Origin of the sequence: Variovorax sp. PAMC 28711, assembly GCF_001577265.1 — a bacterium.
Lineage (GTDB): Bacteria > Pseudomonadota > Gammaproteobacteria > Burkholderiales > Burkholderiaceae_C > Variovorax.
In genome coordinates, this window is record NZ_CP014517.1 from 3,466,633 (window position 1) to 3,479,501 (window position 12,869).

General features: G+C 65.0%; 13 protein-coding genes. 7 read left to right on the top strand and 6 right to left on the bottom strand.

Annotated elements, in window-relative coordinates; all coding sequences use genetic code 11:
* Nucleotides 1–29 precede the first annotated feature (29 nt).
* Nucleotides 30–1,961: a DNA primase gene (dnaG, locus tag AX767_RS16710; protein ID WP_068632353.1), complete on the bottom strand. Its 1,932-nt coding sequence runs from the start codon at nucleotides 1,959–1,961 to the stop codon at nucleotides 30–32.
* Nucleotides 1,962–2,009: 48 nt separating this feature from the next.
* Between dnaG and AX767_RS16715 the strand changes: the two genes are divergently transcribed.
* On the top strand, nucleotides 2,010–2,924 hold the full coding sequence (locus AX767_RS16715) for a YihY/virulence factor BrkB family protein (protein ID WP_068632354.1): 915 nt from the start codon (nucleotides 2,010–2,012) through the stop codon (nucleotides 2,922–2,924).
* Between the two features lie 28 nt (nucleotides 2,925–2,952).
* On the opposite strand, the gene AX767_RS16720 is transcribed toward AX767_RS16715, so the two are convergent.
* Together AX767_RS16720 and AX767_RS16725 are read right to left on the bottom strand one after the other, a co-directional pair.
* Complete coding sequence (locus tag AX767_RS16720) at nucleotides 2,953–3,711, bottom strand: 3-hydroxyacyl-CoA dehydrogenase (protein ID WP_068632355.1); 759 nt, start codon at nucleotides 3,709–3,711, stop codon at nucleotides 2,953–2,955.
* A gap of 117 nt (nucleotides 3,712–3,828) precedes the next feature.
* Complete coding sequence (locus AX767_RS16725; protein ID WP_068632356.1) at nucleotides 3,829–4,380, bottom strand: phasin family protein; 552 nt, start codon at nucleotides 4,378–4,380, stop codon at nucleotides 3,829–3,831.
* Nucleotides 4,381–4,559: 179 nt separating this feature from the next.
* Here AX767_RS16725 and AX767_RS16730 point away from each other — a divergent pair, with 179 nt between their 5' ends.
* Entirely contained in the window at nucleotides 4,560–5,000 is a 441-nt protein-coding gene (locus AX767_RS16730) for an acyl-CoA thioesterase (RefSeq protein WP_068632357.1), read from the top strand.
* 42 nt (nucleotides 5,001–5,042) lie between these two features.
* On the opposite strand, the gene AX767_RS16735 is transcribed toward AX767_RS16730, so the two are convergent.
* Nucleotides 5,043–5,444, bottom strand: coding sequence for a hypothetical protein (locus AX767_RS16735; protein WP_068632358.1), 402 nt, complete (start codon nucleotides 5,442–5,444; stop codon nucleotides 5,043–5,045).
* Nucleotides 5,445–5,496: 52 nt separating this feature from the next.
* A complete protein-coding gene (locus AX767_RS16740; RefSeq protein ID WP_068632359.1) occupies nucleotides 5,497–5,730 on the bottom strand; it encodes a CsbD family protein in 234 nt (77 codons plus the stop codon).
* 174 nt (nucleotides 5,731–5,904) lie between these two features.
* On the opposite strand from AX767_RS16740, the gene pncB reads away from it, so the two are divergent.
* Genes pncB through AX767_RS16765 form a run of 5 tightly spaced genes read left to right on the top strand, consistent with a single transcriptional unit; the run spans nucleotide 5,905 to nucleotide 12,013 of the window.
* Nucleotides 5,905–7,113, top strand: a complete 1,209-nt coding sequence (pncB, locus tag AX767_RS16745) for a nicotinate phosphoribosyltransferase (RefSeq protein WP_068632360.1) — start codon at nucleotides 5,905–5,907, stop codon at nucleotides 7,111–7,113.
* Complete coding sequence (locus tag AX767_RS16750; protein ID WP_335338834.1) at nucleotides 7,113–8,450, top strand: sodium:proton antiporter; 1,338 nt, start codon at nucleotides 7,113–7,115, stop codon at nucleotides 8,448–8,450. Before pncB ends, AX767_RS16750 begins: the two co-directional genes overlap by 1 nt.
* Before the next feature lie 9 nt (nucleotides 8,451–8,459).
* Complete coding sequence (locus tag AX767_RS16755; RefSeq protein ID WP_068632362.1) at nucleotides 8,460–9,440, top strand: 2-hydroxyacid dehydrogenase; 981 nt, start codon at nucleotides 8,460–8,462, stop codon at nucleotides 9,438–9,440.
* A 33-nt stretch (nucleotides 9,441–9,473) separates the two neighbouring features.
* A complete protein-coding gene (locus tag AX767_RS16760) occupies nucleotides 9,474–10,829 on the top strand; it encodes a DNA recombination protein RmuC (RefSeq protein ID WP_068632363.1) in 1,356 nt (451 codons plus the stop codon).
* Nucleotides 10,830–10,879: 50 nt separating this feature from the next.
* On the top strand, nucleotides 10,880–12,013 hold the full coding sequence (locus AX767_RS16765) for an MFS transporter (RefSeq protein ID WP_068633800.1): 1,134 nt from the start codon (nucleotides 10,880–10,882) through the stop codon (nucleotides 12,011–12,013).
* On the opposite strand, the gene AX767_RS16770 is transcribed toward AX767_RS16765, so the two are convergent.
* Nucleotides 12,001–12,867, bottom strand: a complete 867-nt coding sequence (locus AX767_RS16770) for a TIGR00730 family Rossman fold protein (RefSeq protein ID WP_068633799.1) — start codon at nucleotides 12,865–12,867, stop codon at nucleotides 12,001–12,003. The two genes, AX767_RS16765 and AX767_RS16770, sit on opposite strands and share 13 nt — an antisense overlap.
* Nucleotides 12,868–12,869: the final 2 nt, after the last annotated feature.

Below are 12,869 nucleotides of genomic sequence, written 5' to 3' on the forward strand. Positions count from 1 at the left end.
GCCCTACATTATAGCGGGATAGCGGTATTTCAAGCGTTGTCGGTGCTGGATTTGAGCCGGCTGCGCAGTACCAGCCGCCGCGCCTCGAGCGCTTTGTAGCGCTCCAGCGCCAGCGGATCGCTCCCCACGGCAGCGATCGCTTCGCTTTGCTGGGCTTTCAGCCGGTCGTCCAGCATGAAGTCGAGCACGCTGCCCAGTTCGCGTGCGGCGTCGGCCAGTTGTTCGCCTTCCGGGTCGCCGAGCGGCCCGCCGTCGGGACCGGTCATCAGGCGAACCGCGAGCGTCTCGAACGATTGCTCGCGCAGACCTTCGCGCAGCGCCGCCCAGGATTGGACCCCGTGTTCGTGCAACTGGCTGTCGAGCCAGGCGAACAGGCGGCCGTGCTCGCCAGGCAGGTCGCACAGCATCGAATGCAGCTCGTGCGACAGGCCTTCCCACTGCGCCATGTTCGACAGGAGCAGCCGGATCGCGACGTCCGGCCGTCCGAGCGGCAGCACGCGGCCGCCGGGCGCGGGTCGGTAGGGCGCCGATTTCGGGCGCCAACGCCCATCGCCCGGACGCTTCCAGCCCTCGTTCTGAAGGCGATCCGGCCCGTCGGACGCGTCGTCGCGCGGCGCCGCCGTGCGCGCCGACGCGGCGGCGGGCGCCGCTGCCCACAGCTCGCCGAGCGCCTGCGGGCTCAATTGCACCAGCGTGCCGATTTCGCCGAGCAGCTGGCGCTTGAGCGCGCCGTCGGGCATCGCGTTCCACATCGGGCGCACGTTGCTGGTCATGTGGGCGCGGCCCTCGGCGGTGCTGAGTTCGCAGCCTTCCCGCGCCGCCTCGAGCATGAAGCGCGACAGCGGCGTCGCCTCCGCCACGAAGCGCGCGAACGCGTCGGCGCCGAATTCGCGGATGAAGCTGTCCGGGTCGTGCTCGGCCGGCAGAAACAGGAACTTGATGCTGCGCACGTCCGTGGCATAAGGAATCGCGCCGTCCAGCGCCTTGCGCGCGGCGCGGCGGCCGGCGGCGTCGCCATCGAAGCTGAACACCACCGATTCGGTGAAACGAAAGAGTTTCTGCACATGCTCCGTCGTGCAGGCGGTGCCGAGCGTCGCCACCGCGTTCGGAAAGCCGAGTTGCGCCAGCGCGACCACGTCCATGTAGCCTTCGGTGACCAGCGCGTAGCCCTTGTCGCGAAAGGCCGCCCGCGCCTCGTAGAGGCCGTAGAGTTCGCGGCCCTTGCTGAACACCGGCGTTTCCGGCGAGTTGAGGTACTTCGGCTTTTCATCGCCGAGCACGCGGCCGCCGAAGCCGATGCACTCGCCCTTGACGTTGCGGATCGGGAACATCACCCGGTCGCGAAAGCGGTCGTAGCGTCTGGCCTCGCTCTCGTCGAGTTGGCCGTCCTCGGTGTTGACGATGACGAGGCCGCTCTCGGCCAGCAACGGATCGTCGTAGTCGGGGAACACGCTGGCCAGTGCGCGCCAGCCCGCCGGCGCGTAGCCGATGCCGAATGCCCTGGCGATTTCACCCGAGACGCCGCGGCCCTTCAGGTAGTCGATGGCGCCCGGTGCGTTGCGCAGCTGCTTTCGATAGGCCTCGCCGGCCTTTTCGAGCACATCGGTGAGCGTGGCCTGCTTGGCGCGCTGGCCGGCGAGGCGGGCGCGCTCGGCGGGGGAGGCGTCGTCTTCGGGCACTTGCAGGCCGTATTGACCGGCCAGGTCGTTCACCGCTTCGACGAAGCCCATGCCGGCATGTTCCATGAGGAAACCGATGGCATTGCCGTGCACTCCGCAGCCGAAGCAGTGATAGAACTGTTTGCTCGGGCTGACCGAGAACGACGGTGATTTCTCGCCGTGGAACGGACAGAGCCCCATGAAATTGGCGCCCGCCTTCTTGAGTTGCACATAGCGCCCGACGATCTCCACCACGTCGGCGCGCGCGATGAGTTCCTGGATGAAAGATGCGGGGATGGTCATGGGGGCGGGAGCCGTGGATGATACGCAGCCACCCGGCAAAATGAGTGCATGACACGCAAACCCCTGCACCAGGCCGCTCGCCATGCCGCACCCCTGCTGCGCCATCCGTTGCGCTTCGTGTGGGATGCGCTGAAGGCTTTTCGCGCCAACCAGGGCTTGCTGCTGGCCGGTGCCGTCGCCTACTACGCGTTGCTGTCGATCGTGCCCTTGCTCATCGTGAGCGTGATGGCGCTGTCGCACTTCCTCGATCAGCGCGAACTGCTCTCGACCATCGGCCGTTACCTCGAATGGCTGTTGCCCGGCCAGTCGAAGGCGATCGTGACCGAGCTGTCGAATTTTCTGGACCACCGCGACGTGCTCGGGCCGGTGCTGCTGGTGACGATGATTTTCTTCAGCTCCCTCGCGTTCACCGTGCTCGAGTCGGCCATGGCGGTGATCTTCCACCACCGCAAGGCCGAGCACAAACGGCACGCGTTGCTGTCCGTGGTGCTGCCCTACGTGTACATCGCCTGCCTGTGCGCAGGCTTGTTGCTGGTCACGCTGGTGTCGGGTGCGTTGCAGCTCATCGGACAGGAAACGGTCGACCTGTTCGACCACAGCTGGTCGCTGTCGGGCGTCTCGGGCGTGCTGCTGTACTTGTTGGGGCTCGGCGGCGAAATCTTCATGCTGACCTCGCTCTACCTGGTGATGCCGGTCGGCCGGCTGTCGTGGCGCCACGCACTGCTCGGCGGTGTGACAGCGGCGCTGCTCTGGGAAGTCACGCGCCGCGTGCTGGTCTGGTACTTCTCTTCGTTGTCGCAGGTGAACGTGGTGTACGGCTCGCTCACCACCGCGATCGTGGTGCTGCTCAGCCTGGAGATCGCCGCCACGCTGGTGCTCTTCGGTGCACAGGTGATCGCACAGTACGAGCGGCTGGAGCGCACCGGCAGCAGCGAGCCGGTGGGCGGTGGCCTGGGCGTTTAGTGCGGCGAGCCACCGCCATGGTTGAACGTCAGCGCGGGGGCAGGCGGATCGCGCCGTCGAGGCGAATGACCTCGCCGTTCAGCATGTCGTTTTCAATGATGTGCTTGGCAAGCTTGGCGTAGTCCTCCGGCGTGCCGAGGCGCGACGGAAAAGGCACGCTCGCGGCCAGCGCGTCCTGCAGATCCTGCGGCATGCCGAACAGCATCGGCGTGCCGAAGATGCCGGGCGCAATCGTCATGTTGCGGATGCCGTTGCGTGCCAGGTCGCGTGCGATCGGCAACGTCATGCCGACCACGCCGCCCTTGGACGCCGAGTAGGCCGCCTGGCCCATCTGTCCGTCGTAGGCCGCGACGGACGCGGTGGAGATCATCACGCCGCGCTCGCCGGTCGATTCGGGGTCGTTCTTGCTCATGGCCTCGGCCGCGAGCCGGATCATGTTGAAGCTGCCGATGAGGTTGACGGTCACGGTCTTCGCGAACACCGCGAGCGCATGCGCGCCGTTCTTGCCGACCGTCTTTTCGGCCGGTGCGATGCCCGCGCAGTTGACGAGGCCGAAGAGCTTGCCGATCTGCAGGGCGGCCGCGACGACGGCTTGGCCGTCGGCCTCCTGGCTCACGTCGCACTTCACGAACACACCGTCGATGTCGGCTGCGACAGCCGCGCCCTTGTCGGCCTGCATGTCGGCCACGACCACCTTGGCGCCGTTGGCCGCCAGCATCCGTGCCGTGCCTTCACCGAGGCCCGAAGCGCCCCCGGTGACGATGAAAACCTTGCCTGCGATCTGCATGTGGATGTCTCCTGCTGAATGAAGCGGTCGATCATACGGACGCGGGCCAAAAAAAAGCCCCGTCCGGAGACGGGGCCTGAATTGGGTCCGTGAAGACCCAAGGAGACAACTTGTGGCTTAACGCTTGGTCTTGGCAGTTGCGGTCTTCGCAGCGTTCATGGCTTGCGCGGACGCAGCAGTGAAGTTCGCTTCAGCGACGTCGGAAGCTTGCTTGACGGCCTTTTGAACCGATTCGAAAGCGTTGTTGGCAGCGGCGACGGCGCTCTTCATCATGGCGACGGCGGTTTCCGAGCCGGCGGGTGCATTCTTGGCAGCGCTGTCGACCATGCCGACGAGGGTGGCTTGCGTTTCAGCGGCCTTGGCTTCGAAAGCCTTGGTGAATTCGGCGCTGGTCCCCTGCGCGATGTCGTACAGGTGACGGCTGTAGGCAGCGGTCTTTTCGGCCATCGGCTGGAACATGGCGGCTTGCAGTGCCATCAGTTCCTTGGCGTCCTTGACGCTCATCACGGCCTGGGCGGTGCCGGCGGCTTCGCTCAGTGCAGCCCTGGAGGCGGTCACGTTGAGCTCGACCAGCTTTTCCATGCCTTCGAACGCCTTGGTGGTCAGGCCGAACATGGTTTCGAGAGCGGTTTTTTGCGAAGCGATGAGTTGGTCAGCGGTCAGTGCCATGGTGTTCTCCGGAGGATGATTGAAAGTACGTGACTGTTACGCTGTCAGGTCGCTTATGTTGCGGTGCAGCATGGCCTGAAGTATAGGCAGCTGACGGGCGTGGGCAAGCGGTTTTTGCTGCTATGCAGCAATTTAGAGCGGGCTTCCTAAAAGGGGCCGCACTGGCAAAATCCGCCGCCATGATCGCCCGACCGCAACCCAATCTCCGCAACAGCTACTGCGCCTTTCGCACCATCCCGACGCGCTGGGCCGACAACGACATGTACGGCCACGTCAACAACGTCGTGTACTACGGCTGGTTCGACACGGTGGTGAATGCGCTGCTCATCGAACGGGGCGCACTCGACATCCACAGCGGCAGCACGATCGGCTTCGTGGTGGAGACGCAATGCAACTACTTCGCGCCGTTGGCCTTTCCCCAAACCGTGGAGGCGGCCATCCGGGTGGCGGAGGCAGGGAATTCGAGCGTGCGCTACGAGATCGGCCTCTTTGCCCAGGGATCGGAAACCGCAGCGGCGCAGGGCCACTTCGTGCACGTGTACGTCGATCGTGCGACGCATCGCCCCGTGCGCTTACCCGATGCATTGCGGCGCGTGGTCGACGAACTCACGACGCCATAAAAAACGGCGCCTTGCGGCGCCGTTTTATCGAGGCGGAAAAGCTTAGCTCTTCATGGCCTTGATGTCGGCCTTGCCCTTGTCGTGGTCAGCCTTCGACTGCTTCACGCAGGCGCTCTTGGCGTCGCCCGTCTGGTCGTCGCACTTTTCCTTGGCGACTTCATAGGTCATGTCGTTCTTTTCTTCGGCGACCTTCTTCATGTGGCTGGCGCTGGGCTTGTAGCCTTGTTCCAACTCCGCCTTGGCGACCTTCTCGGTGCCCTTGGCTTCCTTTTCGCACACGTCCTTGGCGTTGTCCTTCAGCGTGTCGCACTTGGCCTTGGCCACCTTGTAATCGGCTTCGATCTTTTCCTTGGCGACGTTGTATTCGTCCTTGGTCATGGCGCTGGCCTGGCCGGCCACCAGACAGCCAGACATGATGGCGATGGCAAGAAGATGTTTTTTCATGAGAAGTTCCTCGTTAAGTTATTGAATCGTTTTTCAGTCAGGCAGAACGGCGTCAGACCTTTTCGAACCACAGTGCGTCGGGCGTACGCCCATCGCGTGCTTCCCAGTCCTTGACCTGCTTTTCGGCTTCGTCGCGGCTGACGCCATGGCGTTCCTGAATGCGTCCGAGCAGCTGGTCACGCTTGCCTGCAACGACGTCGAAATCGTCGTCGGTCAGCTTGCCCCACTGCTCCTGGACCTTGCCCTTGAGCTGCTTCCAGTTGCCTTCGATGGTGTCTTTGTTCATGACGCGTTCTCCTTTGCTTGGGTTGAAACGGCGACCTGTCGCCGCCGTGGAAGAAATGTCGCGTGGGGTGTTCGCAGAGGCGGTAGGACGCTCCGGCGAGGGGCCGTAGGCACGCGCCGACGACCCCCGTGATAATCGAACGCACACACCAACGAGAGACATGCACGCCGCACCATGATCATTCAAAGCCTGCTGGACACCGATCTCTACAAGTTCACGATGATGCAGGTCGTGCTGCACCACTTTCCGGGCGCGCAGGTCGAGTACCGCTTCAAGTGCCGCAACCCCGGCGTCGACCTTGCGCAGTTCGCCAACGAGATCCGCGACGAGGTGCGCGACCTGTGCTCGCTGCAGTTCCGCGACGCCGAATTGACCTACCTGCGGTCGATGCGTTTCATCAAAAGCGACTTCGTCGATTTCCTCGGTCTCTTCAAGCTCAACGAGAAATACATCAGCATCGTTCCGCAGGCTTCGGGGGAAATCGAAATCAGCATCAAGGGCCCTTGGCTGCACACGATCCTGTTCGAGATTCCGGTGCTCGCGATCGTCAACGAGGTCTACTTTCGCAACACCGCCAGGACGCCCGATCTCGCGCAAGGCCGGCAACGACTCGAAGCCAAGATCTCGCAATTGCAGCAAGACGGCTTGGGCGATCTCAAGATCGCGGACTACGGCACTCGCCGCCGCTTCTCGAAGTCGTGGCACGAAGAGGTGCTGCGCACGCTGAGCGCGCGCCTGGGGGCGGTGTCGGTGTCGGTTCCGTCCAGGTCGGGCGACGGCAACTCGCCGCAGTTCGCGGGCACCAGCAATGTGCTCTACGCCATGAAGCTCGGCCTGATACCGCTCGGCACCATGGCGCACGAATACCTGCAGGCCTGTCAGGCGCTCGGTCCGCGGCTGCGCGACAGCCAGGTCTTCGGCTTCGAGATGTGGAGCCGCGAATACCGGGGCGACCTCGGCATCGCGCTGTCCGACGTGTACGGAATGAGCGCGTTCCTGCGCGACTTCGACCTGCTGTTCTGCAAGCTCTTCGATGGTTCGCGCCATGACAGCGGCGATCCGTTCCAGTGGGGCGAACGGATGCTGGCGCACTACGTGGCCAACCGGGTCGATCCAAAGACCAAGACGCTCATCTTCAGCGACGGCCTCACCGTGCCGCGCACCATCGAGCTGTACCAGCAGTTCCGCGGGCGCTGCCAGCTGGCGTTCGGCATCGGCACCAACCTCACCAACGACCTGGGCTACGAGCCGCTGCAGATCGTCATCAAGATGATCAGGTGCAACGGCCAACCCGTGGCCAAGCTGTCCGACACCCCATCGAAGAACATGTGCGAGGACGAAAAGTACCTGGCCTATCTTCGGCAAGTCTTCGAGATCGCATGATGAACGGCGCCACGTTGTCTCCCTTCTGGGGCGTTCCCTTTGCGGGCCTGCTGCTGTCCATCGCGCTGATGCCGCTCGCCGCACCGGCGTTCTGGCATCACCACTACGGCAAGGTCGTCGCGGCCTGGTCGCTGGCTTTCCTCGTGCCCTTCGCGGCGCTGTTCGGCGCGTCTTCGGCTTCGCATGAACTCGTGCACGCGCTGTTCGCCGAATACATCCCGTTCATCGTGCTGCTCACCGCGCTCTACACGGTGGCGGGTGGCATCCATATCCGCGGCAACCTGCACGGCGCGCCGGGGCTCAACACCGCGATCCTCGCCATCGGTGCGCTGCTCGCGAGCGTGATGGGCACGACGGGCGCATCCATGCTGCTGATCCGGCCGCTCATTCGCGCCAACGACAACCGCCAGCACAAGGTGCATGTGGTCGTGTTCTTCATCTTCATCGTGTCGAACATCGGCGGATCGCTCACGCCGCTGGGCGACCCGCCGTTGTTCCTCGGCTTCCTGAAGGGCGTGGATTTCTTCTGGACCGCGAAGAACATCCTGCCGGACACGGCGTTCCTGCTGGTGGTGTTGCTGGCCCTGTTCTGGCTGATCGATCGCCACTACTACGCGAAGGAAGGCGTGCTGCCGGCCGATCCCACGCCCGACACCGCAAGCATCGGGTTCGACGGCACCGTCAATTTCGCGCTGCTCGGCGGCGTCGTCGGGCTGGTGCTGATGAGCGGGCTCTGGAAGTCGCCGGTGACCTTCGACGTCTACGGCACGGCGGTGGGGCTGCCGGGCTTGCTGCGCGACGCGGGGCTGGTGGCGATCACGTTGCTGTCGCTCGCGCTCACCGCGCGCAAGGTCCATGCGGACAACAACTTCGGATGGGGTCCGATGGCCGAGGTGGCAAAGCTCTTCGCCGGCATTTTTCTCACCATCGCACCGGTGATCGCAATGCTCAAGGCCGGCACCGACGGGCCGTTCGGCGTGGTGGTTGCCGCAGTGACGCGTGCCGACGGCCAGCCCGACCCGGCGATGTATTTCTGGGCCACGGGCGTGCTGAGCTCGTTCCTCGACAACGCACCGACGTACCTGGTGTTCTTCAACACCGCAGGCGGCGACGCGCAAGCCCTGATGACGACCTTCGCAACGACCCTGGCCGCCATTTCCGCCGGCGCGGTGTTCATGGGCGCCAACACCTACATCGGCAACGCGCCCAACCTGATGGTCAAGGCCATCGCCGAAGACCGCGGCGTGAAGATGCCGAGCTTCTTCGGCTACATGGCCTGGTCCGGTGCCATCCTGGTGCCGCTCTTCATCGTCACCACCTTCCTGTTTTTTCGCTGAGCTACATCCATGAACAGACCCAAAGTCCTGGTCGCACGCGCCATCTTTCCCGAGACCATCGCGCGGCTCGAAGAACACTTCGAAGTGGAATCCAATCCGAACGACGAGAGCTGGAGCAAGGCCGAGCTGATCGCCAGGCTGCAAGGCAAGCAGGGCGTTTTCACCACCGGCAGCGAGCGCATCGATGCCGAACTGCTCGACGCCTGCCCCCTGCTGAAGATCTGCGCCAACATGGCCGTCGGCTACAACAACTTCGATGTCGACGCGATGGTCGCGCACGGCGTTGTCGGCACGAACGCGCCGGACGTTCTTACCGAAACCACGGCCGATTTCGGCTTTGCGCTGCTCATGGCCACGGCGCGTCGCGTGACCGAGAGCGAGCATTTTCTGCGCGCCGGCCAGTGGACGAAGTGGTCCTACGACATGTTCTCGGGCTCCGACATCCACGGCAGCACGCTCGGCATCATCGGCATGGGCCGCATCGGGCAGGGCATCGCGAAGCGCGGCGCGCATGGCTTCGGCATGAAGGTGATCTATCACAATCGTTCGCGGCTTGACGCAGCGCTCGAGGCGGATTGCAAGGCCAGCTATGTCAGCAAGGAGGCGCTGCTCCAAACCGCCGACCACGTCGTGCTCGTTGTGCCGTATTCGGCCGCGTCGCACCACACCATCGGCGCGGCCGAAATCGCGCTCATGAAGCCGACCGCCACGCTGATCAACATCGCGCGCGGCGGCATCGTCGACGACGCCGCGCTGGCCGTCGCGCTGAAAGAAAAGCGCATCGCTGCCGCTGGCCTCGATGTGTTCGAGGGCGAGCCGAAAGTGCATCCCGACCTGCTCGCCGTGCCGAACGTCGTGCTCACGCCGCACATCGCCAGCGCGACCGTGCCCACGCGCCGCGCGATGGCCGACCTGGCCGCGGACAACCTGATCTCTTTCCTCACCGGAAAGGGACCGAAGACGCCCGTGACGCCGGTGTTAACGGCATAGCGCATCACCCGACAGACTGCAGAGACGCCCTTCTTGAACTTTGATTCGATTCTTTTCGTCCCTATCGGGCTGGGCGTGGTCCAGCTCGTCCTCCTGATCTGGCTGCTCGCGCGCCGCGCACCGCGCCCCGATCACACCGAATTGCTGGGTGCGCTCTCGGCCGGTCACGAGCGCACCGAGCGCGAACTGCGCCGCGAGATCGGCGACAGCGCGCGCGGCTCGCGCCAGGAAACCGCGGAAGTCTTCGCGCGCTTCGAGAAATCGCTGCTGCTGCAAAGCGCCGAGACCACGCGCACGCAAAACGCGCAGCTCGACGCCTTCGCGCAGCAACTCACGCTGCTGCAGCAGACGCTCGCGACCACGCTCAACACACAGCTGCAAGGCCTCAGCGACTCCAACGCGAAGCGGTTGTCGGAGGTGCGTGAAACCATGGAGCGGCAGCTTGCGCAACTGCAGGAAAGCAACGCCGGCAAGCTCGACGAGATGCGCAAGACCGTTGACGAAAAGCTGCAGAGCACGCTCGAAGCGCGGCTGGGCGAAAGCTTCAAGCAGGTGGCCGACCGACTCGAGCAGGTGCACCGCGGGCTCGGCGAGATGCAGACGCTGGCGCAGGGCGTGGGCGACCTCAAGCACCTGCTGACAAACGTCAAGACACGCGGCATCTTCGGCGAGGCGCAACTGGGCGCGCTGCTCGAACAGGTGTTCACGACCGACCAGTACGCAGCCCAGGTCGCGACCCGGCCCGGCACGCGCAATTCGGTCGACTTCGCCATCCGTCTGCCCGGGCGCACTGCCGAGGGCGGCCCGCTGTGGTTGCCCATCGACGCCAAGTTCCCTAACGAAGACTACGAGCGACTGCTCGACGCGCAGCAGCGCGCCGATCCGCTCGCCGCCGAGGTCGCGGGCCGCGCGCTCGAAGCGCGCATCTGGCTGGAAGCGCGCACGATCGAAGAGAAGTACATCGAGCCGCCGCACACCACCGACTTCGCCATCCTGTTCCTGCCGACCGAAGGCCTCTATGCCGAAGTGTTGCGTCGGCCCGACCTGATGCAGGGCCTGCAGCGCAAGCACCGCATCACGCTCGCCGGGCCGACCACCTTGCTGGCGATCCTCAACTCGCTGCAGATGGGCTTTCGCACGCTGGCGCTGGAGAAGCGCTCGAGCGAGGTGTGGCAGGTGCTCGGCGCGGTCAAGGCCGAGTTCGGCAAGTTCGGCGACGTGCTGTCGAAGGTCAAGGCGCAGACGCAGACGGTGCTCAACACGCTGGACCAGGCGCAGACGCGCAGCAACGTCATGCACCGCGCGTTGCGCCAGGTCGAGGCGCTGCCCGAGGCGCAATCGCAGGCGCTGCTGCCGTCCGCGATCGACGGAGACGATGCCGCCCCGTGACGCCTGAACTGCTGCGCCTGATCGTCGCGCAGGTCTGCCTGCATGCGGCGATGACAGGCACGCGACTCGCGGCGCCGCTGCTGGCCTTGCAACAGGGTTACAGCGCCGCAGCGGTTGGCGTGCTGCTGGCGCTGTTCGCGCTCACCCAGGTGTTTCTCGCGCTGCCGGCGGGGCGCTTCGCCGACCGGCACGGCTTGCGCAAACCTCTGCTCATCGCCGTGGTCGCGGCCACCACGGGTGCCGCGCTTTGCGCAGCGTTTCCGGTGTTCGCCGTGCTGTGCATCGGCGCTTTGCTGACGGGTGGCGCGACCGGCATCGCGGTGATCGCGCTGCAGCGGCACGTCGGCCGCGCGGCGCAGAACCCGACGCAGCTCAAGAAGGTATTCAGCTGGCTGGCGATCGCGCCCGCGGCGGCCAACTTCGTCGGGCCGTTCGCGTCCGGCCTTTTGATCGATCACGCCGGCCGCGTGCCGGGCGATGCAGGCGGCTACCGCGCGGCATTCGTCCTGCTGATGGTGCTGCCTCTGCTGTGCTGGTGGCTGGCGCGCAGCGCGCGCGAGTTGCCGATGCCGCCTTCGCCGGTGCATGGCGTCAAGCCGCGTGCCTGGGATCTGCTGCGCGACCCGATGTTCCGGCGGCTGATCTTCGTGAATTGGCTGCAGTCTGCTTCGTGGGATGTCCACACTTTCGTGCTGCCCCTGCTGGGCCACGAGCGCGGACTCAGCGCCTCGGTGATCGGTTCGGTCCTCGGCGTCTTCGCGATCGCGGCGGCGCTGGTGCGCATCGTGCTGCCGGTGATCGCCTCACGCGTGAGCGAGCGCAGCGTGATCACAGCGGCCAACGTGGTCACGGCGGCTGTGTTCGCGGTCTATCCGTTGATGACGACAGCGCTCGGCATGGGCGCCTGTTCGGTAATGCTCGGACTCGCGCTCGGCGCCGTGCAGCCGATGGTGATGAGCATGCTGCACCAGATCACGCCGCATGCGCGGCACGGCGAAGCGCTCGGCCTGCGGCTGATGACGCTCAACGCCTCGAGCGTGGCGATGCCGATGCTGTTCGGTGCCGCGGGCGCGCTCATCGGGGTGGCGGGCGTTTTCTGGGTGGTGGGCGGCGTGGTAGCGGCCGGCACGCGGTCGGTGTGGGGCTTGAAAGTGCCCCCACCGTCGCATCATCACAGCTTGTAGAAGCGCTTGATGGCGTCCCATGCGTCCGCTGGCGCGTCGACATACTCGAACAGGTTCACATCGGTCGGCGAGATCACTCCTTGGTCGATCAGGAAGTCGAAGTTGATCAGCTGCTTCCAGTAGTCGGAACCGAAGAGCACGATCGGCACCGGCTTCGATTTTTTGGTCTGCACCAGCGTGATGATCTCGAACAGCTCGTCCAGCGTGCCGAAGCCGCCCGGAAACGCGACCAGCGCCTTCGCGCGCATCATGAAATGCATCTTTCGGATCGCGAAGTAATGGAACTTGAAGCTCAGCGCCGGCGTGACGTACGGGTTGGCTTCTTCTTCCATCGGCAGCGCGATGGCGAGACCGACGTTGAGGCCGCCGCCTTCATAGGAGCCGCGATTGGCCGCCTGCATGATGCCGGGGCCGCCGCCGGTGCAGATGAAGAGCTGGTCTTCCGGGTCCTTGTCGTTGCTGTATTGGGCGACCAGCTTGCCGAAGGCGCGCGCCTGTTCGTAGTAGTGCGAGCCGCGTGCGAGGCGGCGCAGGCGTTCGGTGGCGGCGCCATCGCCGGCGGCTTCGGCCTGGGCCAGCAGGGCGCCGGATTCTTCTTCGCTGCGAAAGCGTGCGCTGCCGAAAACGACCACCGTGTTCTCGATGCCGTGGGCCCGCATTTCGAGGTCGGGCTTCATCAGCTCGAGCTGCATGCGGATGCCGCGCGTCTCGCGGCGCAGCAGGAACTCGGGGTCGGCGAAGGCGACGCGCGAAGGATCCGGGTTGAGCGGGAGGCCTTCGTCGGCATGGGATTGCAGCGTGGCCCAGGCGTCGGCCAGGCGCTTGTCGTGCAGGTCGTGTGTCTTGTCGGTCATGG

What these genes read in the sequence shown, in the direction of transcription:
- AX767_RS16765 (WP_068633800.1), top strand. Translation starts at nt 10,880, where the DNA reads ATGACAGGCACGCGACTCGCGGCGCCGCTGCTGGCCTTGCAACAGGGT.
- AX767_RS16715 (WP_068632354.1), top strand. Translation starts at nt 2,010, where the DNA reads ATGACACGCAAACCCCTGCACCAGGCCGCTCGCCATGCCGCACCCCTG.
- pncB (WP_068632360.1), top strand. Translation starts at nt 5,905, where the DNA reads ATGATCATTCAAAGCCTGCTGGACACCGATCTCTACAAGTTCACGATG.
- AX767_RS16740 (WP_068632359.1), bottom strand. Translation starts at nt 5,730, where the DNA reads ATGAACAAAGACACCATCGAAGGCAACTGGAAGCAGCTCAAGGGCAAG.
- AX767_RS16770 (WP_068633799.1), bottom strand. Translation starts at nt 12,867, where the DNA reads ATGACCGACAAGACACACGACCTGCACGACAAGCGCCTGGCCGACGCC.
- AX767_RS16730 (WP_068632357.1), top strand. Translation starts at nt 4,560, where the DNA reads ATGATCGCCCGACCGCAACCCAATCTCCGCAACAGCTACTGCGCCTTT.
- AX767_RS16755 (WP_068632362.1), top strand. Translation starts at nt 8,460, where the DNA reads ATGAACAGACCCAAAGTCCTGGTCGCACGCGCCATCTTTCCCGAGACC.
- AX767_RS16735 (WP_068632358.1), bottom strand. Translation starts at nt 5,444, where the DNA reads ATGAAAAAACATCTTCTTGCCATCGCCATCATGTCTGGCTGTCTGGTG.
- AX767_RS16725 (WP_068632356.1), bottom strand. Translation starts at nt 4,380, where the DNA reads ATGGCACTGACCGCTGACCAACTCATCGCTTCGCAAAAAACCGCTCTC.
- AX767_RS16720 (WP_068632355.1), bottom strand. Translation starts at nt 3,711, where the DNA reads ATGCAGATCGCAGGCAAGGTTTTCATCGTCACCGGGGGCGCTTCGGGC.
- dnaG (WP_068632353.1), bottom strand. Translation starts at nt 1,961, where the DNA reads ATGACCATCCCCGCATCTTTCATCCAGGAACTCATCGCGCGCGCCGAC.
- AX767_RS16750 (WP_335338834.1), top strand. Translation starts at nt 7,113, where the DNA reads ATGAACGGCGCCACGTTGTCTCCCTTCTGGGGCGTTCCCTTTGCGGGC.